We start from the raw sequence: 26,049 nt of genomic DNA, 5'->3' as shown, positions 1-26,049 counted from the left end.
AAAAAAAAGGAAATTATTAATGGCTATTGTTAAATGTAAACCAACATCTCCAGGCCGTCGCCATGTCATAAAATCAGTGAATTTTAATTTGCATAAAGGTAATCCGTATTTTCCTTTAGTAAAAAAAAAGAATAAAAGTGGAGGACGAAATAATAATGGACGTATAACAACTAGGCATATAGGGGGAGGTCATAAAAAATCTTATAGAGTTATTGATTTTAAGAGAAATAAGGATAATATTTCAGCTGTTGTAGAAAGATTAGAATATGATCCTAATAGATCTGCTAACATTGCTTTAATTTTGTATCAAGATGGAGAAAGAAGATATATTTTAGCACCTAAAGGTTTAAAAGTTGGTTCTAAAGTAATTTCAGGAGTTTCGCCTGATATTAAAATCGGAAATGTATTACCTATGAAAAATATTCCTATTGGAACGATGATACATAATGTAGAGATGAAACCTGGAAAAGGAGCTCAAATAGCTAGATCAGCAGGAGCTTGTATTCAATTAGTTTCAAAAGAAGATAAATATGTCATTGTACGTTTACGTTCAGGAGAAATTAGAAAATTAGAATCAAAGTGCAAAGCTACTATTGGAGAAGTTGGAAATGAAGAGCATATGTTAACGGTATTAGGAAAAGCTGGAGCTTCTCGTTGGAGTGGAATTCGACCTACAGTTAGAGGAACTGCTATGAATCCAGTAGATCATCCTCATGGTGGTGGTGAAGGAAAGAATTTTGGAAAACATCCCGTTAGTCCGTGGGGGTTGCAAACTAAAGGTAAAAAAACTAGAAGAAATAAGCGAACAGATCGATTTATTATAAAGAATCGTAGCAAGTAATTTAGAAGGAGGTAATGAGATGCCACGTTCTCTTAAAAAGGGCCCTTTTATTGATGAATCATTATTAAAAAAAGTTGAAACAGCTATTAAAGATCATAGTAAAAAACCTATACGCACTTGGTCTCGTCGTTCAACTATTTTCCCTAATATGATTGGTTTAACAATATCTATTCATAATGGACGTCAACATATTCCTGTTTTTATTACTGAAGATATGGTTGGACATAAGCTAGGTGAATTTTCTATCACTCGTACTTATCGTGGACACATTTCTGATAAAAAAATTAAGAAGCGTTAGGAGGAAATATTTAATATGGAAGTATATGCTATACATCGTCAAGCTCGATCGTCTGCTCAAAAAATTCGGCTAGTAGCTAATTTAATAAGAGGTCAAAAAGTTTTACATGCTTTAAATATTTTAACATTTAATAATAAAAAAGCATCAATGTTAATAAAAAAAGTTTTGCAATCAGCTATTTCTAACGCAGAGCATAATCACGGATTAGATGTGGTTGACTTAAAAATAACTAAAGTATTTATTGACGAAGGTCCCACTATGAAGAGAATGATGCCACGTGCTAAAGGTCGTTCAGATCGTATTTTAAAACGTACTAGTCATATTACTATATTTGTTTCTGATCGTTTATAATAAATGGAGAGAACTATTAATGGGTCAAAAAGTACATCCTAATGGTATGCGATTAGGTATAATTAAGCAATGGAATTCTGTTTGGTTTTCTAGTACGAAGAATTTTTCAGATATTTTAAATAGTGATTTTAAAGTTCGTGAATTTTTAAAAAGAAAATTATTTAAAGCTTCAATTTCCCGGATTGTTATTGAACGTCCTTCTAAAAGTATTAGAATAACAATATATAGTGCTCGTCCTGGAATAGTTATAGGAAAAAAAGGTGAAGATGTAGAAAAGTTAAGATTATCAATTACAAATATAACAGGTGTTCCTGCACAAATCAATATATCTGAAATTAGAAAACCAGAATTAGACGCAAAATTAGTAGCTGATAATATTACTTCTCAATTAGAACGTAGAATAATGTTTAGAAGGGCTATGAAACGCGCAGTTCAAAATGCAATGAGACAAGGAGCTAAAGGAGTAAAAGTAGAAGTAAGTGGTCGTTTAGGTGGCGTAGAAATAGCAAGAAGAGAGTGGTATCGAGAAGGACGAGTTCCATTACATACTTTAAGAGCAGATATTGATTATAGTTTATCTGAAGCTTATACTACTTATGGTGTAATAGGTGTAAAGGTATGGATATTTAAAGGAGAATTATTAGATGGAATGGAATCTATTTCAAAATTAGAAAAACCTCTTGCTAAGTTTAAAAAACATCACAGAAAATATAAAAAGTAAGGAAGACATGAATGTTACAACCCAAGCGAACAAAATTTCGAAAAATGCATAAGGGTCGCAATCGTGGTTTATCTACTGATGTAGATATACACTTTGGGTCTTACGGATTGAAAGCTATTGAAAGAGGACGAATAAAGGCTAGTCAAATTGAATCTGCTAGGAGAACTATTTCTAGATTTATTAAGAGACAAGGTAAAATTTGGATTAGAATATTTCCGGACAAACCTATTACTCAAAAACCTTTAGAAGTAAGAATGGGAAAAGGTAAGGGTAATGTAGAATATTGGGTAGCTTTGGTACAGCCTGGTAAAATATTATATGAAGTTGATGGTGTATCTGAAGAAATTTCTAGAGAAGCTTTTAGGCTAGCATCATCTAAGCTTCCTATAAAAACTATGTTTGTCGTTAAGAGGATATCATAATGATGATAACACAGGTAAAAAAAAAACTATTAAAGATTTAAAAGTTGATCTAATAAATTTACTTCGCAAACAGTTTGGTCTTCATTTGCAATTTTCTTCTCAAAAACTGCAAAAATCTCATTTATTGCGTTTAGTTCGTCGTAATATTGCTCGAATTAACTTTTTATTATCTAGTAAGGAAAAACAAGATGGATAACAAATTTCGTACGTTATTAGGATGTGTTATTAGTAATAAAATGCAAAAGTCATCGGTTATTGCTATCGAGCGTATAGTAAAACATCCATTGTATAAAAAGTTCATTAAACGAACAACAAAATTGCATATTCATGATGAAAAAAATGAGTGTAGATTAGGAGACATAGTGGAAATTCGTGAATGTAGGCCAATATCTAGAACTAAATCATGGATTTTAGTTCGAATAGTTAAAAAAGCTTTTATAGTATCGTAAACATGATTTTTAAGGTAGCATGAATAGTGTATTTTAAAATTTACTATTCATGTTTTGATTTCAAGATCTTTTGTATCTATCAGTTTTGGAAGTGACATGTCAAGTATTCTCTATAAATTTTATGAGGTTTAATATGATTCAAGAACAGAGTATGCTAAACATAGCAGATAACTCTGGTGCTCGTGTTGCTGTTTGCATTAAGGTATTAGGTGGTTCAAGGCGTAGATATGCGAGTATTGGAGATTTAGTTAAAATAGCTATTAAAGAAGCGATACCTAGAGGAAAAGTGAAAAAAGGGGAAGTTTATACAGCAGTTATAGTAAGGACAAAAAAAGGTATAAGACGTATGGATGGTTCAATTGTTAGGTTTGATACTAATTCTTGTGTCATATTAAATAGTAACGATCAACCTTTAGGGACAAGAATATTTGGTCCTGTTACACGTGAGTTAAGAAATGAAAAATTTATGAAAATTATTTCATTAGCTCCAGAAGTATTATAAGGAAAATTAATAGTCATGGCATCAAAAATTAAAAAAAATGATAATGTAATTGTTATTACAGGGAAAGAAAAAGGAAAAGTAGGAGTAGTAAAACAAATATTGTCTAAAAATAGAGTTATTATAAAAGGTGTTAATTTTGTAAAAAAACATCAAAAGCCTATACCTGATAAGAATATAACTGGAGGTATAATAAAAAAAGAAGTAGGTATTCATGTTTCTAATATAGCTATTTTGAATCCAAATACAAATAGGCCAGATCGTGTTGGTTTTAGAATAGAAAATAAAAAAAAGGTAAGATTTTTTAAATCAGATAATAATGTTGTTAAATAAAATGGAGCATTTTGATGGTATGTTTTGAAGATTATTATAAAAATAATATATTACAAGATTTTATGCATAAATTTAAATATTCTTCCGTAATGCAAGTTCCAAAAATTGAAAAAATTACTTTAAACATGGGTGTAGGATCAGCTTCTTTAGATAAAAAACATCTTGATAACGCTGTTTCTGATTTAACTAAAATATCAGGTCAAAAACCATTAATTACTAAAGCTCGTAAATCTGTTGCTAGTTTTAAAATTCGGAAAGGATATCCTATTGGTTGTAAAGTAACACTTCGCGGTAAAAAAAAATGGGATTTTTTAGAGCGTTTAATTATTGTAGCTATACCTAGAATTCGTGATTTTCGAGGATTTTCTAAACGTTCCTTTGATGGAAAAGGTAATTATAGTATTGGAATTCGTGAACAGATTATTTTTCCTGAGATTGATTATGATAAAATAGATCGTATTAGAGGTGTAAATGTAACTATTACTACTACAGCTATTTCTGATAGTGAAGGTTGTGCATTATTATCTGCTTTTAATTTTCCATTTAAAAAATAAAAAAGAGATAGGAGTTTCATAATATGACTAAACAATCGATAAAAGCACGTGAAATGAAGCGTATTAGATTAGCTAATAAGTTTTTTTTGAAAAGACAACATCTAAAAACTATAATATCTGATATAAAAATATCAAAAAAGGATCGTTGGAATGCTGTATTAAAATTACAAAAGTTTCCTAGAGATTCTAGTCCTGTTCGTCAACGTAATCGTTGTCGTCAAACTGGGAGACCACATGCTTTTTTAAGAAAATTTGGATTAAGTCGAATTAAATTACGAGAAGTAGCCATGAGAGGAGAGATTCCTGGTTTAAAGAAAGCTAGTTGGTAGAAAATTATTAACATTTTTGGAAATATATATATGACAATACAAGATCCTGTATCGGATATGTTAACTAGAATTCGAAATAGTCAGTTAGCAAATAAAACATCAGTTATTATGCCTTCTTCAAAATTAAAATTATCAATTAGTATTATATTAAAACAAGAAGGTTATATAAAAGATTATTTTGTACAAGAAAATGGTTCTAAACCTGAATTAGAATTAACTTTAAAATATTTTAATGGAAAACCTGTTATTGAAAATATAAAGAGAATTAGTTCTCCTAGTTTGAGAGTGTATAGTAAAAGTAATAAATTGCCGATAATCATGGCTGGACTAGGTATAGCTATAATTTCTACTTCAAAAGGAGTTATGACTGACAAATCAGCTCGTTGTGCTGGTTTAGGTGGTGAAATTATCTGTCATGTAACTTAATTGGAGAAAATATGTCTCGTATTGCAAAAAAGTCAGTTGTTGTCCCTCCTTATGTTGAAGTTAAATTATCTGGACAAAATATTGTAGTGAAAAATGATAACAAAAGTTTAAGTCGTGTCATACATAATAGTGTTATAATAAATTATGTTGATGGATATTTGATTTTCAATAGTAAAACTAATTCTTCTAGAGATTGGGCACAAGCTGGAACAGCTAGATCTTTAGTGTATTCTATGATTGTTGGTGTGACTAAGGGATTTTTAAAGACATTACAATTATTAGGAGTAGGTTTTAGGACTTCAATAGTAAATTCTAATATTGTTCAAATGTCTTTAGGGTATTCTCATGTTATTAAGTATTTGGTTCCAGATGGTATTGTTATAGAATGTCCATCTCAAATAGAAATTATTATAAAAGGACATGATAAGCAATTAGTGGGACAAGTTGCTTCTGATATAAGATCGTATAGAATTCCAGAAGTTTATAAAGGAAAAGGTATTCGCTATAGTGATGAGATTGTACGAATAAAAGAGGCTAAAAAGAAATAAAATGATGGTTTCAGTGGATAAAAAACAAGCTCGTATTCGAAGAGCTTCTAGAGCACGGCACAAACTTAAGATATTAAAATCTGTTCGTTTAATTGTTCATCGTACTCCTAGACATATCTATGCTCAAATTGTTTCTTTTGATAATTCTTCAGTATTGGTAGTCGCTTCAACTCTTGAAAAAAAACTTTTAAAGTTTTTTAAGTATACAGGAAATAAAGAAGCAGCTTCTGTTATTGGGGCCATTATTGCAAAACGAGCTTTAGAAAAAGGTATTAATGTTGTTGCATTTGATCGTTCTGGTTTTCGATATCATGGTAGAGTCCAAGCTTTAGCAGATGAAGCAAGAAAAGTAGGATTAAAATTTTAAGGGATAAAATTTTATGGCAATTTATATTGATAAAAAAAATAGTTTAGATTTAAAAGAAAAATTAATTTCAGTTAATCGTGTTTCAAAGACAGTAAAAGGAGGCCGTATTTTTTCGTTTACTGCTTTAACAGTAGTTGGAAATGGAAATGGTAAAGTTGGTTTTGGATATGGAAAAGCTCGTGAAGTTCCATCTGCTATTCAAAAAGCTATGGAAAAAGCACGTAGAAATATGATTACTATTCCTTTAAGTAAAAATACTTTGCAATATCCTATTATAGGTACTTATGTTAGTTCGAATGTTTTTATGAAGCCAGCTTCAGAAGGAACTGGAATTATTGCAGGAGGCGCTATGAGAGCAGTGTTAGAGGTAGCTGGTATTTATAATGTTTTAGCAAAAACTTATGGATCTACTAATCCTATTAATGTAGTGAGAGCGACAATATTAGGATTAGAAAATATGAAGTCACCTGAAACGATAGCTGCTAAGCGTAATAAATCAGTTAAATATATTTTAGGATAGAAAAATAATGCAATATTTAGAAATAACTCAGGTAAAAAGTTCTATAGGGCGATTACCTAAGCACAAATTAACTTTAATGGGATTGGGATTACGTCATATTGGGCATACAGTAAAACGTCAGAACACTCCTTCTATTCAAGGTATGATAAAAAAGATATCTTATATGTTAAAAGTTGTTTTAATACCATAAGTAAGGAATCATTAAAATGCGTTTAAATAATATAATTCCGTCTATTGGTTCCCATAAAGTTCGAAAAAGAAAAGGAAGAGGTATTGGATCAGGATTAGGAAAAACAGCAGGTCGAGGACATAAAGGTCAAAAATCTAGATCTGGAGGAAAGGTAAATAGAGGATTTGAAGGTGGACAAACTCCTTTATATAGAAGAATTCCAAAATACGGATTTATTTCTTATAAATTGAAAAATAAATCTGAAATAAGCTTATCAAAATTGTTAAGATTTTCAAATCATACAATTGATTTAGATTTGTTGAAAAAACATAGAATAGTAAATAAAAATGTTAAGTTTGTTAAAGTAATTTTATCTGGAACAATTACTGTTCCATTAAAAATTCGTGGATTGTATATGACTAAAGGAGTTCGTAATATGATTAAAATTTCTGGTGGAACAGTTCAGGAGTAATTAATAAACATTATGATAAAAAAAAAAAATAATAAAAGTTTTGCATCGTTTAATACTAAGTCAACTGATTTAAGAAGAAGAATTTTTTTTGTTTTAATCTCTTTAGTAATTTTTAGAATAGGATCTTTTATCCCTGTTCCAGGTATTGATACTTCTGTATTGTCGCAATTATTGCAAAATCAGAAAGGTACTCTTGTAGAAATGTTCAACATGTTTTCTGGTGGAGCGTTAAGTCGAGCGTCGATTTTTGCATTGGGTATTATGCCTTTTATATCAGCATCAATTATCATACAAATGCTTACTTTAGTATATCCAAAATTCATAGAAATGAAGAAAGATGGAGAAATGGGTCGAAGAAAAATTAATGTATATATAAAATACACTACTTTAGTGTTAGCTAGTTTGCAATCTTTTGGTGTAGCTTTAAGTTTACCTAATATATCCGGTTTAAAACATTTAGTTATTAATCCAGATATATATTTTTATTGTACTTCAATTGTGGGTTTAGTTACAGGAACTGTGTTTTTAATGTGGTTAGGTGAGTTAATTACTAAAAGAGGAATTGGTAATGGTATTTCAATTATAATTTTTTTAGGAATTGTTTCTAGTTTACCTTCTGCTATTGAACATACGGTAGCGCAATTAAGGCAAGGTAGTCTGAGTTATTTTTTATTTTTTTTAATTTCAGTAGTTATTTTTTTAGTTATATTTTTTGTTGTGTTTATTGAAAAAAGTTATAGGAAAATTCATGTAAATTATGCTAGAAATTATCAAAGTCGTCGTATTTATTCAAAGAACTATACACATTTGCCTTTGAAATTAAACATGGCAGGAGTCATACCTGCTATTTTTTCTTCTAGTATTGTTTTATTTCCTATTTCTGTTGTTTCTTGGTTTGGAGGTGGAAACGATTGGAAATGGTTAATAAATGTTGCTTTTTATTTACAACCTAATCAATTTATATATATGTTATTTTATGCAGTAGCTATTATATTTTTTTGTTTTTTTTATACTGGATTAGTTTTTAATCCTAAAGAAACAGCAGATAATTTAAAAAAATCTGGAGCATTTATTTCTGGTATTAGACCTGGATTACAAACAGCTAAATATATTAATAAGATAACATTAAGATTAACATTAATTGGCTCCATTTATATGATGTTTATATGTTTAGTTCCGGAGTTTTTACGCATGTTTATGGAAGTGCCTTTTTATTTTGGCGGTACTTCTTTGCTGATTGTAGTTGTAGTAGTTATAGATTTTATTTCTCAAATACAAACATATATCATGTCTACTCAATATGAATCTGTTTTAAAAAAATCTAATTTAAATCTTTAAAAATTTAAATTTATGTTGTTATTGTAGGTAAAATTATGAAAGTACGCGCTTCAGTAAAAAGGTTGTGCAAGAATTGCAAAGTTATTCGTAGAAATAAAGTTGTTCGAGTAATTTGTAGTATTGATCCTAAGCATAAGCAGAGACAAGGTTAAAATTTTTAATTAATGTTAATGTTTAAGAGTAAATATGATATAACATTTTGCTTTTTTATTTTGAGTTATTCAAATATATAAATTTATATAATATAGCACATTAGGAGGAGATTTTATAGTGGCACGTATAGCAGGTATTAATATTCCTAATAATAAACACATTATTATTGCATTGACAAGTATATATGGTATAGGAAAAGAACGTTCTAAGTTAATTTGTAAATTATCAGGCATAGTACAAGATGTAAAGACGTGTGATTTAACAGAAGATAAAATAGAGTTATTAAGAAATGAAGTATCTAAATTTATTGTAGAAGGTGATCTTCGAAGAGAAGTTAATTTGAATATAAAGCGTTTGATAGATCTTAGTTGTTATCGTGGATTACGTCATCGGAAGAACCTTCCTGTTCGTGGTCAAAGAACTAAAACTAATGCTCGTACTAGAAAAGGTTCTCGTAAATTAGTTAAGAAATAATATAAGGTTTGAAAATTATGGCTAAAGAAGGGGCTCGTGTAAAAAAGCGCATTAAACAACAAATAGTAGATGGAGTTGCTCATATTCATGCTTCTTTTAACAATACTATTGTTTCTATTAGTGATAAACAAGGAAATATTTTAGGTTGGGCAACAGCAGGTGGATCTGGATTTAGAGGATCTAGAAAATCTACTCCTTTTGCAGCTCAAGTAGCGGCTGAACGTTGTTCGGAAATTGTTAAAAATTATGGTATTAAAAATTTGGAAGTTATGGTTAAAGGGCCTGGACCTGGAAGAGAATCAACTATTAGAGCTTTACATTCTTCTGGATTTAAAATTACTAATATTACTGATGTTACTCCTATTCCTCATAATGGTTGTCGTTCACCTAAAAAACGAAGAGTATAATATAAATTAACTTGTACTTTATATTGGAGATAAAAGTGGCAAAATATTTAGGACCTAAACTAAAATTGTCTCGACGTGAGGGAACAGATTTGTTTTTAAAATCGGGAATGCGTTCTATTGATTCTAAATGTAAATTAGACAAGTTACCTGGTCAACATGGTTCCAAAAAATCGCGTTTGTCAGATTATGGAATACAATTGCGAGAAAAACAAAAAGTTCGAAGATTGTATGGTGTATTAGAATCACAATTTCACAATTATTATAAACGTTCTGTTAGATTGAAAGGAAATACTGGAGAGAATTTATTAATTTTATTAGAACGGCGTTTAGACAATGTGGTTTATAGAATGGGATTTGGAGCTACACGTTTCGAATCTCGTCAGTTAATAAATCATAAGTCGATTTTAGTCAATGAAAAAGTAGTTAATATTCCTTCTTATCAAGTTTCTTCGGGGGATGTGATTGAAGTATCTAATAAATCAAAAAAACAAACTCGTATTAAAGCTGCTTTAGAGTTAACTGAACAGAGGGAATTTCCAGATTGGATAGAAATTAATATTTCTCAAATGAAAGGTGTATTTAAACGTATTCCTGAACGTTCAGATTTATCTGCAGAAATTAATGAACATTTAATTATTGAACTTTACTCTAAATAAAACATAGATTGTATAAGGAGCAATGATGCGAGGTTCTGTTAATGAATTTTTGAGACCAAGATTAGTAGACGTTAAACATATTAGTATTAAACATTCTAAAATTATTCTTGAACCTTTGGAGCGAGGTTTCGGTCATACGCTTGGAAATGCTTTGCGAAGAATTCTATTATCTTCTATGCCAGGTTGTGCAGTGACAGAAGTTGAAATTGAAGGTGTTCTTCATGAATATAGTACTAAAGAAGGGATAAAAGAGGACATTATTGAAATTTTACTAAATTTAAAAGGATTAGCAGTAAAGTTATATGGAAGAGATCAAGTTATTTTAACATTAAATAAATCTGGTGTAGGAACAGTCAAAGCCTCTGATATTACTCATAACAGTGATGTAGAATTTGTTAATCCTGAACATGTAATTTGTAATTTGACTTATGATAGTGTTTCGATAACTATGAGAATAAAAATAGAAAGAGGTAGAGGTTATGTTACTGCTGCTTCTAGAATAAATCTAGTAGATAGAGAACATTCTATAGGAAAATTGTTAATAGATGCTTGTTATAGCCCGATAGAAAGAATTGTATATAATGTAGAATCTGCTCGAGTTGCTCAAAGAACTGATTTAGATAAATTAATAATCGAAATAGAAACTAATGGTACTATTGATCCAGAAGAGGCTATTCGTTATGCTGCTACAATCTTATCAGATCAGTTGGAAGCGTTTGTAGATTTAAAAGATGTTCGTGAACCAGAAGTAAAAGAAGAAAAACCCGAATTTGAACCTATTTTGTTGCGTTCAGTTGATGATTTAGAGTTGACAGTAAGATCTGCTAATTGTTTAAAAGCAGAATCTATACATTATATCGGGGATTTAGTTCAAAAAACAGAGGTAGAATTACTCAAAACTCCTAATTTAGGAAAAAAATCTTTAACTGAAATTAAAGATGTGTTAGCATCCCGAGGATTGTCTTTAGGTATGAAGTTAGAAAATTGGCCTCCTATCAGTATTTCGAATGATTAGTTAATTATTATTTTATAAAGTTGAGCAATTTATATAAAAGGTTGCAGTGTGATGAGACATAGAAAAATTGGTCGTAAATTTAACAGAAATAGGGTTCATGTAAAAGCAATGTTAAATAATATGATATGTTCGTTATTAAACTATGAAATTATAAAAACAACAGTATCTAAAGCAAAAGAGTTGCGCCGTGTTGTAGAACCTTTAATAACTCGATCTAAAAAGGATTCTATTTTTAATAGACGTTTTGTGTTTTCTAAAATTCGAAATAATTCCATAGTAACTAAATTGTTTAATGATCTTGGACCATGCTTTTTAAAAAGACCTGGTGGATATACTAGAGTATTAAAGTGTGGTTATCGTTCTGGCGATAAAGCACCTATGGCATATATACAACTTGTAAACAGGTCAAAGTTTGAGAAATTAAAATGAATTTAAAAAATAAAATATTAGAATTATTGAAATTATATTTTATAAAAGCATTTTGTTTGCATAATTAATAAAAGTTTTTTATATTTGATTGATAACAAACGGCATTTAATGCCGTTCTGTTGTTGAAGTATATTAGGTTTTATATTTTATGAAGTTAAAAATTTAAAATATTAATATTTGAAGTGCATGTTTTAGTTTTAATTGAAAGTTATTGAAATATATATAAGAGATAGATTGACGATATAATTAAATGTTTTATAAATTTTAATTTAATATAAAGTTTAAAATTAAACATATTTCAATTATGTAATTTTAAACAAATAAATAATTAAAAAAATATAATTTGATTTGTAATGTAATAAATATTGTTTAACTAAAATTTTGTAAATTAAAATTGATGTAAAGAATATTATTTTAAATTTAATTAAGTTTATTTTTTGGAATAAATTGATTGTTTTTTAAATTTTTTAAATTATATGCATGTATTATTTTTTTTCCAGGAATTTGAATTTTTTTAATATTTAATATGTTTTTTTTGGTTTGTATTTGTAATCCAGTTTTGTTTAGTAATATTATTTCTCCTATTTCATATATATTAAGATTATATTGCATTATAACATGAGCTTCCCACACTTTTATGTTTTGGTTTTGTACTCTGAAATAGCTGACGGGCCATGGATTAAATGCTCTTATACATTTTTCTAATGTTATTGCATCTTGAGACCAGTTTATTAATGCGTCGTTTTTTTTAATTTTTTTAGCATAAGTTGTTAACTTGCTTTGTTTTACAGAAGAGTATTTTCCTGTTTCAATTTTTTTTAATGTTATTAACATTCCTTTACAACCCAGTTTAACTAGCTTTTTTTTCAAGCTATCGCTTGTATCTGATTTTTCTATATTACAAGTAGATGAATACAAAATTTTTCCAGAATCTATTTTTTTATTCATTTTTATAATTGTCACTCCTGTTATAGTATCTCCATGTAATATTGCTGATTGTATAGGAGAAGCTCCTCTCCATCTAGGAAGTAAAGAGGCATGTATGTTGATACATCCCATTTTAAATATATTAAGTATGTTTGTTGGAATTATTAAACCATATGAAACTACAACCATTATATCAGCGTGAAATTCATATAATTGATAATGTAATTTTAGGAGTTTCAAATTGTTTGATTGTAATATCGGAATATGATGTTTTTTAGCTATTTGTTTTACTGGGGATTCAACTACTAGTTGTCCTCTTCCTGAAATTCGGTCTGGTTGAGTAAGTATTGCAACGACATTGTATTGAGAAGAAATTAATGTTTTTAGATGCTGTGCAGAAAATTCAGATGTTCCAGAAAAAACAATTTTTAAAGATGTGTTGTTGTTTGTAAAGGTAGAATTATATGTCATAGTTTAAAATTTTTTCAGAAGTTTTAATATTTTTTGTTTTTCGATATTAGATAGGTAATCTATTAATAATTTTCCAATTAGATGATCTATTTCATGTTGTATGCAGATTGATAATAGTTTAGTAGCTTTAATTTGAATTTTTCTTCCAAAATAGTTCAGAGCAGTTACAATAATTTCAGAAGATCTTGGAACAAACATGCTATAGTTTGGAATAGACAAACATCCTTCTTCTATACTCGTATTTCCATTTGTTTGAATTATTCTAGGATTAATTAATGCTATTGGTTTTTTTAATTTTGAAACATTATTAATAACTATAATTTGTAGAGGTATGTTGACTTGAGTAGCAGCTAACCCTATTCCGTTTTTAAAGACCATAGTTTCAAACATATTGTCAATAATTTTTTGAATTGATCTATTTATATGTAAAATAGGTTTTGCAATAGTTCGAAGATTTTCATTAGGATATTTTAATATTTTTAGGATAGACATAATTTAGTATAACTTTAGTTATTTTGAAGTAATATTTAATTATAAACGTTTTTGAATTTCGAAATAAAAGTATACCTTTATTTTTTTGTTAAGTAAAACGATCGAAATTTTTATATAAAATAATCTTTATATTTAAATAATATTTTAAAATACATATTGACTTATAAAACGTAGTTTTTGAATATTGGAATATATACAGTGGTTAAAAACATATCTTTATCGGAATGTGTTGATAAATTAAAAAATAATTATATTGTTGCCTATCCGACAGAATCAGTATTTGGATTAGGATGTGATCCGAGTAAAAAATATGTAGTTAAAAAATTATTGAAGCTAAAAAACAGAAGTTGTAATAAAGGGTTTATATTAGTAGCATCGAATTATAGCCAAATCAGAGAATATATTTCTGAAAGTATGATATCTGTTCAAAATAAAAACGTTCTTTTAAATAGTTGGCCTGGCCCTATTACTTTTTTAATTCCAGCGAGAAATACAGTTCCACATTGGTTAACTGGAATGTCTAGGTTTGTAGCAGTTCGAATAAGTGCTCATGCTTCAATTCAAGGATTGTGTAATGCATTTGGAAAAGCGCTAATTTCTACTAGCGCCAATAAGTCTGGATTTATTCCGTGTAGAACATATACAGAAATTGTAGAACAATTTGGAGATAATTTTCCTGTTTTGTATGGAAAACTAGGAAATAATAAATTTCCTACCAAAATTATAAATCTTATAAGTGGAGAATTAATACGTTGTGCTTAAAAAAATAAGTGAATTTTCAGTATTTGGAAATCCTATATGTCATACTAAATCTCCTTATATTCATCAGTTGTTTTCTCAACAAACTGGTATAATTCATAATTATGATAGTACTTTAGTTCCTTTACATCAGTTTGAAAAATTTATAGTTCAATTTTTTTTAAAAAAAGGTATAGGAGCAAATGTTACTATTCCTTTTAAAGAAGAAGCATTTTTAATATCAAACAAACTTACTAGTTATGCTAAAATTTCAAAATCAGTAAATACTTTAAAAAAATTGAAAAATGGAAAAATTTTGGGGGATAATACAGATGGAAAGGGTATTTTATATGATTTAAAACGCTTAAATTTTATAAGACATTCCGATACTATTTTGGTATTAGGTGCGGGTGGCGCTGCTAGAGGAATCATCTTCTCACTATTATTATATGGATGTCGTGTATTTGTTTTAAATAGAACTACTAGTCGATCTTCGATTTTAGTCCATAGTTTAAAATCGTTTGGAGAAATTTTTGTATTACAAAGGGAAAAGATAAAAAATATTTTTTTTGATTTAGTGATTAATGCTATTTCTCATATTGAAACTAATTTTTTTTGGGATTCAATTTTATTTTTAGTTAATGAGAAAACACGTTTTTATGATATTAATTATTCTGTAGAAAAAAAAACTCCTTTTCTTATATGGTGTAAAAATTGCGGCATGTCTACATTTTCTGATGGAATAGGTATGTTAGTTAGTCAAGCGGCATATTCTTTCTTTTTGTGGCATAATATTTTACCAGATGTTGATTCAGTTATTTTAAAGTTACAAAAAACTTAATATATATAAAAAAACATATTTTATAAGTTTTAAAGTTAAAAAACTCTTGACTCTTTTTTTTCATTATGTAACATAGATAAAAGATATATAATTTAATTTCGTATTGTTAATTTTATATGTTTCGTCTCCTTCGTCTAGAGGACTAGGACATCGCCCTTTCACGGCGGTAACAGGGGTTCAAATCCCCTAGGAGACAAATAAATATATAATTATCAAAATTATTTGTATACTATATTATTGCAATGTGTTATTCTCTAATTTGTTTATGAAATATTCATAAATTTTTTAAGTTTAAAAAATTTTAGCTCTTTAAAAATTCGGAATCAAAAATTTTATATTAAATTATAAATTAAACATCTGTGGGTTGTAAGGTTAAGCATAAAAGCGTATATGGTGGATGCCTTGGCAGTCAGAGGCGATGAAGGACGTGCTAATCTGCGAAAAGTATCGGTTAGTTGATATGACGCGTTATAATCCGATAATATCCGAATGGGGAAACCCGATGTTACGTTTAAGTGGCATCATTGTTAATTGAATTCATAGATTAACAAAGCAAACCGAGGGAACTGAAACATCTAAGTACCTCGAGGAAAAGAAATCAAACGAGATTCCCTAAGTAGTGGCGAGCGAAAAGGGAACAGCCTAGAACATAATTATAAACTAATTTTTAGTAGAATGATTTGGAAAAATTTGCAATATAGGGTGATAGCCCCGTATACGAAAATTATTAGTTTTATAAGTTCAAGAAGTAGGACGGGACACGAGAAATCTTGTCTGAATATGGGGGGACCATCCTCCAAGGCTAAATACTCCTGACTGACCGATAGTGAACTAGTACCGTGAGGGAAAGGCGAAAAGAACCCCGGTTAGGGGAGTGAAATAGAACCTGAAACCGTATACGTACAAGCAGTAGAAGCCTGTTTTTTTAGGGTGACTGCGTACCTTTTGTATAATGGGTCAGCGACTTGTATTCTGTAGCAAGGTTAACCAATGTTTAAATAGGGGAGCCGTAGGGAAACCGAGTCTTAAAACGGCGATTTAGTTTCAGGATACAGACCCGAAACCCGGTGATCTAGCCACGGGCAGGTTGAAGGTTAGGTAAAACTAACTGGAGGACCGAACCGACTGATGTTGAAAAATCAGCGGATGACCTATGGTTAGGGGTGAAAGGCCAATCAAACCGGGAGATAGCTGGTTCTCCCCGAAAGCTATTTAGGTAGCGCCTCGTGAATTCATCTTTGGGGGTAGAGCACTGTTTCGGTTAGGGGGTCATACTGACTTACCAATCCGATGCAAACTCCGAATACCATTGAATGTTATCACGGGAGACACACAGCGGGTGCTAACGTTCGTTGTGGAAAGGGAAACAACCCAGACCGCCAGCTAAGGTCCCAAAGTCATAATTAAGTGGGAAACGATGTGGGAAGGCATAAACAGCCAGGATGTTGGCTTAGAAGCAGCCATCATTTAAAGAAAGCGTAATAGCTCACTGGTCGAGTCGGCCTGCGCGGAAGATGTAACGGGGCTAAAATTATGCACCGAAGCTGCGGCAATAAATATTATTATCTTTTATTGGGTAGGGGAGCGTTCTGTAAGCCTATGAAGATATATTGTAAGGTATATTGGAGGTATCAGAAGTGCGAATGCTGACATGAGTAACGATAAAATAGGTGAAAAACCTATTCGCCGAAATACCAAGGTTTCCTGTCCAACGGTAATCGGGGCAGGGTAAGCCGATTCCTAAGGTGAGGCCGAGAGGCGTAGTCGATGGATAACAGGTTAATATTCCTGTGCTTAGTATTGTTTGCGAAGGGGGGACGAAGAAGGTTAAGTTATCCAGGTGTCGGTTGTCCTGGTTTAAGCGTGTAGGTCTAAAAATTAGGAAAATCCGGTTTTTTTAATCTGAGGCGTAATGACGAGCTATTAATTTAGTGAAGTAACCTATACCAAACTTCCAGGAAAAGCCTCTAAGCTATAAACAATATTAAATCGTACCCAAAACCGACACAGGTGGTTAAGTAGAGCATACTAAGGCGCTTGAGAGAACTCGGGTGAAGGAACTAGGCAAAATAGTGCCGTAACTTCGGGAAAAGGCACGCTGACGTTAAGTGAGTAAAACATGCGTTTATGAGCTGAAATCAGTCTAAGATAATAGCTGGCTGCAACTGTTTATTAAAAACACAGCACTGTGCAAACACGAAAGTGGAAGTATACGGTGTGACGCCTGCCCGGTGCCGGAAGGTTAATCGAAGGAGTAAAAGAGGAAACTCTACAGCTCTAGACTGAAGCCCCGGTAAACGGCGGCCGTAACTATAACGGTCCTAAGGTAGCGAAATTCCTTGTCGGGTAAGTTCCGACCTGCACGAATGGCGTAATGATGGCCAGACTGTCTCCACCCGAGACTCAGTGAAATTGAAATTGCTGTGAAGATGCAGTGTACCCGCGGCAAGACGGAAAGACCCCGTGAACCTTTACTATAACTTGACACTGAACATTGATTTTTGATGTGTAGGATAGGTGGGAGACTGCGAGTCTTGAATGCAAGTTTAAGAGGAGTCGACCTTGAAATACCACCCTTTAATGGTCAATTTTCTAATCTAGTACCGTAAATCCGGTACAGAGACAGTGTCTGGTGGGTAGTTTGACTGGGGCGGTCTCCTCCCAAAGAGTAACGGAGGAGTACAAAGATTGGCTAATTACGGTTGGACATCGTAAGGTTAGTGCAAAGGCATAAGCCAGTTTAACTGCGAGCGTGATAACGCGAGCAGATGCGAAAGCAGGTCTTAGTGATCCGGTGGTTTCTGTATGGAAAGGCCATCGCTCAACAAATAAAAGGTACTCCGGGGATAACAGGCTGATACCGCCCAAGAGTTCATATCGACGGCGGTGTTTGGCACCTCGATGTCGGCTCATCACATCCTGGGGCTGAAGCAGGTCCCAAGGGTATGGCTGTTCGCCATTTAAAGTGGTACGCGAGCTGGGTTTAGAACGTCGTGAGACAGTTCGGTCCCTATCTGCCGTGGGCGTTGGAAGATTGAGGAGATCTACTTCTAGTACGAGAGGACCGAGGTGGACGCATCTCTGGTGTTCGGGTTGTCATGCCAATGGCATTGCCCGGTAGCTAAATGCGGAAAAGATAAGCGCTGAAAGCATATAAGCACGAAACTTACTCCAAGATTAGTCTTCCCTGAAACATGTTAATGTTTACTGAAGGGACGTTGAAGATTACGACGTTGATAGGCTGGGTGTGTAAGCATAGCAATATGTTGAGCTAACCAGTACTAATGACCCGAGAGGCTTAATCTTACAACGCCAGAGATGTTTAAATAATTTCTTAATATAATAAATTTTTGAAGTCCGATTTTGATTTATTTAAATATCTAACATATTCAAATGTTTAAGCAACCTGGTAAAAATAGTGTTATGGTACCACCTGAATCCATGTCGAACTCAGAAGTGAAACATTTCAACGCCAATGGTAGTACGGGGTTTCCCCGTGTGAGAGTAGGACATTGCCAGGTTGCAAAAATCCGAGTTATTTCGGATTTTTTTTTTTACATTTATTTAGCTAAAATTAATATAATAAACATTATAAATGATATAAAAAATTTTATATTTTATACTTAGAAAATAAGTGTTATTATAAAAATTTAAGCAAGTTTTAATTTATTATTTTTTAATATTATATTAAAATTAGAAGTAAAATAATCGATAATCGTTGTGCTAGCTTGTAATTTAAGTTTAGTGTATATTTTTAATGTGAAGGTAATATAGATGTCTAAGATTAAAGGTAATGTGAAATGGTTTAATGAATCTAAAGGGTTTGGTTTCATTACACCTGAAGATGGAAGTAAAGATGTTTTTGTACATTTTTCAGCTATCCAAAGCAACGGATTTAAAACTTTGTCAGAAGGTCAAAGTGTTGAATTCGAAATTACCGAAGGAGCAAAAGGTCCGTCAGCGGCTAATGTTATTAGTCTATAGAGTATTTATTAAAGTAATTATAAATATTTTCAATATTGTAATGCAGCTAACTGCTGCATTACGTGTTTGTTATATTTAAATAAAATTTTGTATTCATGATTTTATTTTTTGTATTTTTTCTAAAAATAAATTTTAACTATATATTTTGTTAAAATTTTATTTATAGTACCATTCGAACAATATTAATATTACTTAATTCGTGATACAAACTTTCTATTTGTTCAAAGTTATTAGCCAAAATTGTAATAGAAATAGATAAATAATTTCCTTTATTACTAGATTTTATTTGTGGAATATAATCACCTGGTAATTTATACTGAATTACTCTTATTATTTGATCAATAAGATCAGGTTCTGCTAATCCAATAACTTTATAAGTAAATAAACAAGGAAATTTTAGCATTTTTTCAAGTTTATTTTTCATATTTTTTCCTATGTAGTATATTTTTTGAGATTAATAGTACTCATTAGAATATTAATAAAGTATTTTAGGATTAATATTGATGTGTTTTTTTAATTTTAAATTAAAAGTATTTTTAAAAAATGAAATCATTTATTTAAATTAAATTTTATAGTTTTTTAAAAATTTTGATTTATAGTAATATATATAAACTTACGTATTTGATGTTTATGATTTAGTTTTTTCGATAAAAATATAATTTGGTACATCAATAAATGTAATTAATATTTAAGAAACAATATGAGTTATTGTAAGTAATAGTGTAATTTTTGAAATTTTAAAATATCTTACTTATCATATAGCTTTTGTTTTAAGAATTTTTCATAATTTTATTTTAAGATGTTATGTTCTTAAAATTTAGTGTTAGAAAACAAAAATATTTTAGCATTGTAACATGAATATTTCATATCAGAGAATTAATTATGTTATTATAAATATCTCTATAATTTTATGTTTTTATAAGATCAGAATAATGTTGAATGTTTTCAATTCTCGCACAAGAAAATGTGAAATGTTAAAAATCAATTCAGACAAAATAATTAAGATGTATGTTTGCGGTATAACTTCATATGACTATTGCCATATTGGTCATGGAAGAACTTTTATATTTTTTGATATAGTATTTCGTTATTTATGCTATTGTGGTTATGAAATGCAATATGTACGAAATATTACAGATATTGATGATAAAATTATTTCTAAATCTTTAGAAAATAATGAAACTATTTCAGACTTTTCTACTCGAATGATTTTACAAATGAATAAAGATTTTTTAGATTTAAATATTATCACTCCAGATTATGAACCGCGTGTTACGGAAAATATAAACGTTATTATTAAGTTAATTTTAAAATTGCTAAAAAAAAATCATGCTTATATATCAAATAATGGAGATGTAATGTTTTCAGTTGACACTTATCCGAAATACGGGGTTTTTTCTAACCAATGTATAGAAAGTCTTAAGGTTGGTGCACGTGTATCTAGAAATAAAAATAAAAAAAATCCAATGGATTTCGTTTTATGGAAAATTTCAAATAAAAATGAGACACATTTTTGGAATTCTCCATGGGGGATAGGAAGACCTGGATGGCATATAGAATGTTCTTCTATGAGTATGTCTATTTTAAAGGACAGAATAGATATTCATGGTGGAGGAAAAGATTTAATTTTTCCTCATCACGAAAATGAATTAGCTCAATCTAGTTGTATAAATGAACGGTTTTTTGTTAATCATTGGATGCATACTGAACTAGTTATTGTAAAAAATCGAAAAATGTCTAAATCTTTGGGTAATGTTTTATTGCTGAAAGATCTTTTAAAACGTTATGATTCAGAAAGTATTCGATTTTTTTTGTTATCTACTCATTATCGTCATCCGTTGTATTTTTGTGAAAAAAAATTAAAAAATTCTGAAATTCTGCTAAAAAAGCTGTATTCTTCTTTAAAGGATGTAAATTTTTACAAGTTAAATGTGTTAGAACATTATGAATTTTTAAAAGTAAAATTTTGTTCAGCTCTAAACAATGATTTTAATACTCCTGAGGCGTTATCAATATTACTTAATATATCTCACAAGATAAACCTTTTAAAATTAAAATACGATCATGATGACGATAGAATTGTGAATTTAGCATATATATTACGAGAATTAGGAAATGTTTTAGGAATATTGTTAAAGAACCCTAAATATTTTTTTCAAAGATACGATCAATTTTGTTCTAATGAAATAGATAATATTAATAATTTAATACAAAAAAGGAACAATGCAAGAAGAGTAAAGAATTGGATGTATGCTGATGAAATACGTAAAAATTTATCAAAGTTAGGCATAGTTTTAGAAGATTCAAAGCTTAATACTTTTTGGAGAAAGAAATAAAATTATCTTTTAAATCGTTTTAATGTTTTTTATAAAATAAAAATTTAGAAATGGGGTTAAAACGTTTAAATATTATTATTTATATAGGCTTTATATGTGTTATATAATAATGTAATTACAGTCATGGGACCTACTCCACCAGGTACTGGAGTAATATACGATGCACGTTGAATAGTTGATTCAAAATCTACATCTCCTACTATTTTTCCGTTTTCTAATTTATTAATTCCTACATCAATAACTATTGCTCCAGGTTTTATCCAATTTCCTTTTAAAAATTTTTTCCTTCCTATTGCTATTATTATTATATCAGCTTGCGCAATAAAGTATTTTATATTTTTGGTAAATCTATGTGTAACTGTAGTAGTGCATCCAGATAATAGTAACTCTAAATTCATAGGTCGTCCTACTGTGTTAGAGGCTCCTATTATAACAGCATGTAGACCTTGTATGTTGATGTTATAATGTTTCAAAAGTGTAATAATTCCAAATGGTGTACAAGGTCGCAATTGAGGATTTTTTTGACATAGTCGTCCTATATTATATGGATGTAATCCATCTACGTCTTTTTCAGGAGTAATACTATCAAATATATTGTTAATATTTATTTGTTTAGGAATAGGTAGTTGTACTAAGATACCGTCTATGTTTGAATCTTTATTAAGTATCTTTATTAAATTTATTATTTTATCTTCTTGTGTAGTATGAGAAAAATTCCATATTTTTAAATTGAATCCAGCTTTTTTGCAAGCTATTTTTTTTTTGTTGACATAGATAACTGATGGTGGATAATTTCCTATCAATATTACTGCTAGTCCGGGTGGTCTTTTTCCTAGTAATATTTTTTTTTGTACTTGTTTTTTTATATCATGATGTATTTCTCTAGAAATTTTTTTTCCATTTAAAATTTTTTTAAGCATTGAATGTACTCATTTTAGTTTAAGTATTGTATGTTTATGTAATTAAAAATAACAAAAATATTTTTTTGATACAAATAATAGTATATAATACTATTTTAACATTAATAAAAATGTAAATGAATTTTTTTGCATGCTTTTTTAAGTGTAATTTTTTATCAAATGGTTTCTTTATATTTTTATTAAAAATTAAATAAAAGTTTATTTTAAAAATTGCGCTCTTAGCTCAGTTGGATAGAGCAACGGCCTTCTAAGCCGTAGGTCATAGGTTCAAATCCTATAGAGCGCAATAACAGTAATAATTTAATATAAAAATTAAGTTTTATGAAATTCTATGTCTTTTTTTCTAAAATTATTTTTATATCTTTATATACATTAAGTATAGTTTGAGTTCCATCTATTTCAAAAAATTGAATTTTTTTATTTTTAAAATTTTTATTCCAATATGTTTTTAAAGGTTGTGTAAATTTTTTGTATTCTTGTAATCTTTTTTTAATAATTACTTCATCGTCATCTTTTCTGAAAAAAAAGTTGTTATTTGCGTGAGGCAGATTCTCATTTTTTAAACTATAAGTTTTTTTAGGAGTAAGGGAATCTTTTTTTCTTTTCAAAATTCGCTCTATGATTATTTTAGTAGGTATTTTAAGTTCGAAAATGTAGTCAACTGATATTTCATTTTTACTAATTATTTTAGCTTGTCCGATAGTTCTTGGAAATCCATCTAATATAAATCCTGACATACAATCTTTTTGAGAAATTCGATTTTTTACTATTCTTATAATAGTTTTGTCTGAAACTAGTTTTCCCTTGTTTATAAGATTTTTAATTTTTTTTTCTGGTGAAGTTTTATTATGTATTAGCTCTCTTAGTATTTCTCCGATAGAAATTTTTATTAAATGATATCTTTTAGAAAGTAATCTAGCTTGTGTACCTTTTCCTGATCCTGGTGCTCCTATTAAAAAAATTCGCATATTTTCTCTTTTTACACCTTAAATGTTTGAAAATATATTTCAATGATTGCTATTAAGCGTTTTTGTAAGTAAGATTTTTAATCTTCTAATTAATTACAATTAATCAAAAGATTATTGATTCTATTAATGAATTTGCTAGGATTTTCTAGAGTATTTTTTTCTAAAAGAAGAGATTGATCAAATAATATTTTTATCCAATTTTCGATTTTTTCCTGGTTTGTTTCTTCTTGTATTTTTTTAATTAATTTATGATTGGGATTGATTTCAAATATATATTTTATTTCAGGTACTGATTGTCCCGCTGCAGAAAATAATTTAGCCATTTGAGTAGTCATATCATTTGAATCAGTTATAACCATAGCTGGAGTATGTGTTAATTTATAAGTACATCGAGCATCTTTTATTTTGTTTTTTAATGTTTTTTTTATTTTTTCTATAAAAGAATTCATATTTAGATTTAAATCTTTTTTTTGATTTTCATTATCGTCATTTAATTCTTCGATAGATTTATCATGTTTGCTAACTGATTGAAACTTTTTTCCATCAAATTCAGTCAGGTAATTCATCATCCATTCGTCAATTTTTTCAATTAAAAGTAAAACATCAATATTTTTCTTTTTGAAAAATTCTAAGTGCGGGCTATTTATTGCTGAAAAGTAACTATCTGATGTAATAAAATAGATTTTTTTTTGTTTTTCTTGCATATTATCAATATAGTTTTGAAGAGATATTACTTTTTCTGAAGAATTTTGTTTCATAGAATGAAACCTTAATAATTTAGCTATACAGTCTTTGTTTTCGTAGTCTTCAGCTGGTCCTTCTTTTAATATTGAACCAAATTGAATCCAAAATAATTGATAAGAATGAGAATTTTTGGAAAGTTTTTGTAATAGGTTTAAAACTCGTTTAGTAAGTGCTTTTTTTAAATTTTGAACAATATGATTTTCTTGTAATATCTCTCGAGAGATATTTAATGGTAAATCATTTGAGTCAATAATTCCTTTTATAAATCTGAGATAATGAGGAAGAAATTGTTCTGCGTCATCCATAATATATATTCTTTTAACATATAATTTTAAACCGTGTTTGTTATCTCTATTCCAAATTTCCCAAGTAGATTTTGAAGGAATATATAACAAAATTGTATATTCTTGTATACCTTCAATTTTGTTATGAGTCCATATAATAGGGTCTTGAGAATCGTTTGTTAGTTGTTTATAAAAATTTATATATTCCTCATCTTTAATTTCGGATTGTTTTAAGGACCATAGTGTTTGTGCTTGATTTATCTGTTCCCATGTTTCGGTTTTTGTTTTTTTGTCTAATGAACTTATTTTTATTGGAATAGATATATGATTAGAGTATTTTTGTATTATATTTTTTATATTCCATAGTTTTAAAAAAAACTCTTCTTTTGGTTTTAAATATAAAGTAATTTCTGTTCCTCGTTCTTTTTTATTAATTTTGCTAACTTCGTATTTTCCTTTACCTTCAGATTCCCATAAAACACCTTCGCTTTCAGGAAATCCACCAAATCTACTTCTTACTATTATTTTTTTAGATACAATGAACGCCGAGTAAAATCCTACTCCAAATTTTCCGATTAAATTGCTTTTTTTATTATTTATTTTATTATAAGATTCAAGAAATTCTTTCGTTCCTGATTTCGCTATAGTTCCTAAATTATTAATTATTTCTTCATACGTCATTCCTATTCCATTATCTCTAATTATTAAAGTTTTATTTGTGTTGTCTATAGAGATTTTAATACACATTTTAGTGTTATTTTCATATAGTGTTGGAATAGATATTGATTTAAATTTAAGTTTATCTATAGCATCTGAAGCATTAGAAATTAGTTCTCTCAGAAATATTTCTTTATTAGAATATAGAGAATGGATCATTAAATGTAATATTTCGTTTGTTTCTGATTGAAATTCGTATATTTTTTTTTCACTAGAATTCATGTAATTCCCTTATTTTAGAAATTTTAGTAGTAGAACTTTAACAGTTAAATGTATTTAGATATAAAGGTTATTTTTATTTAAAACATAAATATGATAAAAATTATATTTATAAAATATTTATAATAACTTTATTAGTTTTATGTCTCAAATAGTAATTTAAATATTTTAGAAATGTTTATTGTTTGAACAATGTTGGAATATTAAATTCTAATTTAAGTATTTTATTATAGATCTTCAAAATGGAATATTTAAATTATTAGAAAATGGGATATCTGATGAAATAGTAGACATTCTTTGTTTTTTAAGATCGGATATACGTCTCACTGCATCGTTAAACGCTGCTACGATTAGATCTTCTAGTATTTCTTTATTGTTTTCTTTTATTAGTTTGGGATCTATTTCTATTTTTTTGCAGTTGTTAGATCCAATTAATGTTACTTTTACGATTCCAGCTCCAGATTCTCCAACAATTTCTATAGAAGATACTTCTTCTTGTATTTTAGTCATTTTTTTTTGTAAATTTTGTGCTTGTGTGATTAAGTCATTTAATCCTGTTTTAGAAAACATGTTTATTTCCTATTTTAATTTTATTATTGTTATCGTATAGTTAATAGTTTTTAACACTTTAATTTTA

The 26,049-nt window shown here is 29.1% G+C and carries 35 protein-coding genes, 2 tRNA genes and 2 rRNA genes; 32 read left to right on the top strand and 7 right to left on the bottom strand.

The window, feature by feature from the left end:
* The first annotated feature begins 19 nt into the window (after window positions 1-19).
* The 24 genes from rplB to rplQ all read left to right on the top strand — a co-directional run bounded on the left by rplB (window position 20) and on the right by rplQ (window position 11,771).
* Complete coding sequence (rplB, locus tag U0T63_02390) at window positions 20-841, top strand: 50S ribosomal protein L2 (protein XBC39174.1); 822 nt, start codon at window positions 20-22, stop codon at window positions 839-841.
* Between the two features lie 19 nt (window positions 842-860).
* On the top strand, window positions 861-1,139 hold the full coding sequence (gene rpsS / locus U0T63_02385) for a 30S ribosomal protein S19 (GenBank protein XBC39173.1): 279 nt from the start codon (window positions 861-863) through the stop codon (window positions 1,137-1,139).
* A 15-nt stretch (window positions 1,140-1,154) separates the two neighbouring features.
* Window positions 1,155-1,490, top strand: coding sequence for a 50S ribosomal protein L22 (gene rplV / locus U0T63_02380; GenBank protein XBC39172.1), 336 nt, complete (start codon window positions 1,155-1,157; stop codon window positions 1,488-1,490).
* 19 nt (window positions 1,491-1,509) lie between these two features.
* Complete coding sequence (gene rpsC, locus U0T63_02375; protein XBC39171.1) at window positions 1,510-2,211, top strand: 30S ribosomal protein S3; 702 nt, start codon at window positions 1,510-1,512, stop codon at window positions 2,209-2,211.
* A gap of 11 nt (window positions 2,212-2,222) precedes the next feature.
* Window positions 2,223-2,633, top strand: a complete 411-nt coding sequence (gene rplP / locus U0T63_02370; GenBank protein ID XBC39170.1) for a 50S ribosomal protein L16 — start codon at window positions 2,223-2,225, stop codon at window positions 2,631-2,633.
* Window positions 2,611-2,829 (top strand): 50S ribosomal protein L29, encoded by a 219-nt coding sequence (gene rpmC / locus U0T63_02365; protein ID XBC39169.1) that lies wholly within the window; start codon window positions 2,611-2,613, stop codon window positions 2,827-2,829. The genes rplP and rpmC overlap by 23 nt, the downstream gene beginning before the upstream one ends.
* Entirely contained in the window at window positions 2,822-3,082 is a 261-nt protein-coding gene (gene rpsQ / locus U0T63_02360; GenBank protein XBC39168.1) for a 30S ribosomal protein S17, read from the top strand. The genes rpmC and rpsQ overlap by 8 nt, the downstream gene beginning before the upstream one ends.
* Before the next feature lie 133 nt (window positions 3,083-3,215).
* The gene (gene rplN / locus U0T63_02355) at window positions 3,216-3,584 is read left to right on the top strand and encodes a 50S ribosomal protein L14 (GenBank protein XBC39167.1); all 369 of its coding nucleotides are present in this window, start codon (window positions 3,216-3,218) and stop codon (window positions 3,582-3,584) included.
* 15 nt (window positions 3,585-3,599) lie between these two features.
* Complete coding sequence (gene rplX, locus U0T63_02350; protein XBC39166.1) at window positions 3,600-3,914, top strand: 50S ribosomal protein L24; 315 nt, start codon at window positions 3,600-3,602, stop codon at window positions 3,912-3,914.
* Window positions 3,915-3,928: 14 nt separating this feature from the next.
* Window positions 3,929-4,468, top strand: coding sequence for a 50S ribosomal protein L5 (rplE, locus tag U0T63_02345; GenBank protein ID XBC39504.1), 540 nt, complete (start codon window positions 3,929-3,931; stop codon window positions 4,466-4,468).
* Between the two features lie 23 nt (window positions 4,469-4,491).
* Window positions 4,492-4,797 carry a 30S ribosomal protein S14 gene (rpsN, locus tag U0T63_02340; GenBank protein ID XBC39165.1) on the top strand — a complete coding sequence of 102 codons (306 nt, stop codon included), beginning with the start codon at window positions 4,492-4,494 and terminating at the stop codon, window positions 4,795-4,797.
* A gap of 30 nt (window positions 4,798-4,827) precedes the next feature.
* Window positions 4,828-5,223, top strand: coding sequence for a 30S ribosomal protein S8 (gene rpsH / locus U0T63_02335; protein XBC39164.1), 396 nt, complete (start codon window positions 4,828-4,830; stop codon window positions 5,221-5,223).
* A gap of 11 nt (window positions 5,224-5,234) precedes the next feature.
* A complete protein-coding gene (rplF, locus tag U0T63_02330) occupies window positions 5,235-5,771 on the top strand; it encodes a 50S ribosomal protein L6 (GenBank protein ID XBC39163.1) in 537 nt (178 codons plus the stop codon).
* A 13-nt stretch (window positions 5,772-5,784) separates the two neighbouring features.
* Window positions 5,785-6,138, top strand: coding sequence for a 50S ribosomal protein L18 (rplR, locus tag U0T63_02325; GenBank protein XBC39503.1), 354 nt, complete (start codon window positions 5,785-5,787; stop codon window positions 6,136-6,138).
* Between the two features lie 13 nt (window positions 6,139-6,151).
* Window positions 6,152-6,658 (top strand): 30S ribosomal protein S5, encoded by a 507-nt coding sequence (gene rpsE, locus U0T63_02320; protein XBC39162.1) that lies wholly within the window; start codon window positions 6,152-6,154, stop codon window positions 6,656-6,658.
* 4 nt (window positions 6,659-6,662) lie between these two features.
* Window positions 6,663-6,848, top strand: a complete 186-nt coding sequence (gene rpmD, locus U0T63_02315) for a 50S ribosomal protein L30 (GenBank protein ID XBC39502.1) — start codon at window positions 6,663-6,665, stop codon at window positions 6,846-6,848.
* A 16-nt stretch (window positions 6,849-6,864) separates the two neighbouring features.
* Complete coding sequence (rplO, locus tag U0T63_02310) at window positions 6,865-7,299, top strand: 50S ribosomal protein L15 (protein XBC39161.1); 435 nt, start codon at window positions 6,865-6,867, stop codon at window positions 7,297-7,299.
* Between the two features lie 12 nt (window positions 7,300-7,311).
* Window positions 7,312-8,637, top strand: coding sequence for a preprotein translocase subunit SecY (gene secY / locus U0T63_02305; GenBank protein XBC39160.1), 1,326 nt, complete (start codon window positions 7,312-7,314; stop codon window positions 8,635-8,637).
* Window positions 8,638-8,672: 35 nt separating this feature from the next.
* Window positions 8,673-8,789 (top strand): 50S ribosomal protein L36, encoded by a 117-nt coding sequence (gene rpmJ / locus U0T63_02300; protein ID XBC39159.1) that lies wholly within the window; start codon window positions 8,673-8,675, stop codon window positions 8,787-8,789.
* 118 nt (window positions 8,790-8,907) lie between these two features.
* Window positions 8,908-9,264: a 30S ribosomal protein S13 gene (rpsM, locus tag U0T63_02295; GenBank protein ID XBC39158.1), complete on the top strand. Its 357-nt coding sequence runs from the start codon at window positions 8,908-8,910 to the stop codon at window positions 9,262-9,264.
* A 17-nt stretch (window positions 9,265-9,281) separates the two neighbouring features.
* On the top strand, window positions 9,282-9,671 hold the full coding sequence (gene rpsK, locus U0T63_02290) for a 30S ribosomal protein S11 (protein ID XBC39157.1): 390 nt from the start codon (window positions 9,282-9,284) through the stop codon (window positions 9,669-9,671).
* A 35-nt stretch (window positions 9,672-9,706) separates the two neighbouring features.
* On the top strand, window positions 9,707-10,327 hold the full coding sequence (rpsD, locus tag U0T63_02285) for a 30S ribosomal protein S4 (GenBank protein XBC39156.1): 621 nt from the start codon (window positions 9,707-9,709) through the stop codon (window positions 10,325-10,327).
* A 25-nt stretch (window positions 10,328-10,352) separates the two neighbouring features.
* Entirely contained in the window at window positions 10,353-11,342 is a 990-nt protein-coding gene (gene rpoA, locus U0T63_02280; GenBank protein ID XBC39501.1) for a DNA-directed RNA polymerase subunit alpha, read from the top strand.
* Window positions 11,343-11,393: 51 nt separating this feature from the next.
* The gene (gene rplQ, locus U0T63_02275) at window positions 11,394-11,771 is read left to right on the top strand and encodes a 50S ribosomal protein L17 (protein ID XBC39155.1); all 378 of its coding nucleotides are present in this window, start codon (window positions 11,394-11,396) and stop codon (window positions 11,769-11,771) included.
* Window positions 11,772-12,191: 420 nt separating this feature from the next.
* Here rplQ and fmt read toward each other — a convergent pair whose 3' ends face one another.
* The gene (fmt, locus tag U0T63_02270; GenBank protein XBC39154.1) at window positions 12,192-13,169 is read right to left on the bottom strand and encodes a methionyl-tRNA formyltransferase; all 978 of its coding nucleotides are present in this window, start codon (window positions 13,167-13,169) and stop codon (window positions 12,192-12,194) included.
* Window positions 13,170-13,172: 3 nt separating this feature from the next.
* Complete coding sequence (gene def / locus U0T63_02265) at window positions 13,173-13,661, bottom strand: peptide deformylase (protein ID XBC39153.1); 489 nt, start codon at window positions 13,659-13,661, stop codon at window positions 13,173-13,175.
* 177 nt (window positions 13,662-13,838) lie between these two features.
* Here def and U0T63_02260 point away from each other — a divergent pair, with 177 nt between their 5' ends.
* The 6 genes from U0T63_02260 (at window position 13,839) to cspE (ending at window position 19,224) form a co-directional block, all read left to right on the top strand.
* On the top strand, window positions 13,839-14,423 hold the full coding sequence (locus U0T63_02260) for a Sua5/YciO/YrdC/YwlC family protein (GenBank protein XBC39152.1): 585 nt from the start codon (window positions 13,839-13,841) through the stop codon (window positions 14,421-14,423).
* Window positions 14,416-15,240, top strand: a complete 825-nt coding sequence (gene aroE, locus U0T63_02255) for a shikimate dehydrogenase (GenBank protein ID XBC39151.1) — start codon at window positions 14,416-14,418, stop codon at window positions 15,238-15,240. The genes U0T63_02260 and aroE overlap by 8 nt, the downstream gene beginning before the upstream one ends.
* Before the next feature lie 123 nt (window positions 15,241-15,363).
* Window positions 15,364-15,436, top strand: a tRNA-Glu gene (locus U0T63_02250).
* A gap of 174 nt (window positions 15,437-15,610) precedes the next feature.
* Window positions 15,611-18,546: ribosomal RNA gene (locus tag U0T63_02245) — 23S ribosomal RNA — on the top strand.
* A 99-nt stretch (window positions 18,547-18,645) separates the two neighbouring features.
* Window positions 18,646-18,761, top strand: a 5S ribosomal RNA gene (gene rrf / locus U0T63_02240).
* A 253-nt stretch (window positions 18,762-19,014) separates the two neighbouring features.
* Window positions 19,015-19,224 (top strand): transcription antiterminator/RNA stability regulator CspE, encoded by a 210-nt coding sequence (cspE, locus tag U0T63_02235; GenBank protein ID XBC39150.1) that lies wholly within the window; start codon window positions 19,015-19,017, stop codon window positions 19,222-19,224.
* 160 nt (window positions 19,225-19,384) lie between these two features.
* Here cspE and ybeD read toward each other — a convergent pair whose 3' ends face one another.
* A complete protein-coding gene (ybeD, locus tag U0T63_02230) occupies window positions 19,385-19,648 on the bottom strand; it encodes a DUF493 family protein YbeD (GenBank protein ID XBC39149.1) in 264 nt (87 codons plus the stop codon).
* Window positions 19,649-20,156: 508 nt separating this feature from the next.
* On the opposite strand from ybeD, the gene cysS reads away from it, so the two are divergent.
* The gene (gene cysS / locus U0T63_02225) at window positions 20,157-21,560 is read left to right on the top strand and encodes a cysteine--tRNA ligase (protein ID XBC39500.1); all 1,404 of its coding nucleotides are present in this window, start codon (window positions 20,157-20,159) and stop codon (window positions 21,558-21,560) included.
* Window positions 21,561-21,625: 65 nt separating this feature from the next.
* Here the strand turns inward: cysS and folD are convergent, their stop codons facing one another.
* The gene (gene folD / locus U0T63_02220; GenBank protein ID XBC39148.1) at window positions 21,626-22,480 is read right to left on the bottom strand and encodes a bifunctional methylenetetrahydrofolate dehydrogenase/methenyltetrahydrofolate cyclohydrolase FolD; all 855 of its coding nucleotides are present in this window, start codon (window positions 22,478-22,480) and stop codon (window positions 21,626-21,628) included.
* Window positions 22,481-22,692: 212 nt separating this feature from the next.
* Between folD and U0T63_02215 the strand changes: the two genes are divergently transcribed.
* Window positions 22,693-22,766 (top strand) — tRNA-Arg (locus U0T63_02215).
* 43 nt (window positions 22,767-22,809) lie between these two features.
* On the opposite strand, the gene U0T63_02210 is transcribed toward U0T63_02215, so the two are convergent.
* The 3 genes from U0T63_02210 to U0T63_02200 form a co-directional block, all read right to left on the bottom strand.
* Complete coding sequence (locus tag U0T63_02210; GenBank protein ID XBC39147.1) at window positions 22,810-23,448, bottom strand: nucleoside monophosphate kinase; 639 nt, start codon at window positions 23,446-23,448, stop codon at window positions 22,810-22,812.
* A gap of 89 nt (window positions 23,449-23,537) precedes the next feature.
* Window positions 23,538-25,415, bottom strand: a complete 1,878-nt coding sequence (gene htpG / locus U0T63_02205) for a molecular chaperone HtpG (protein ID XBC39146.1) — start codon at window positions 25,413-25,415, stop codon at window positions 23,538-23,540.
* Between the two features lie 234 nt (window positions 25,416-25,649).
* Complete coding sequence (locus tag U0T63_02200; GenBank protein XBC39145.1) at window positions 25,650-25,982, bottom strand: YbaB/EbfC family nucleoid-associated protein; 333 nt, start codon at window positions 25,980-25,982, stop codon at window positions 25,650-25,652.
* Between the last annotated feature and the right edge of the window lie 67 nt (window positions 25,983-26,049).

The organism is Buchnera aphidicola (Nurudea shiraii), assembly GCA_039829955.1.
In the GTDB taxonomy this organism is placed as follows: Bacteria; Pseudomonadota; Gammaproteobacteria; order Enterobacterales; family Enterobacteriaceae; genus Buchnera_B; species Buchnera_B aphidicola_AY.
Note: the sequence above shows the minus strand (reverse complement) of the source record. Positions and strands in the feature narration are given on the sequence as shown.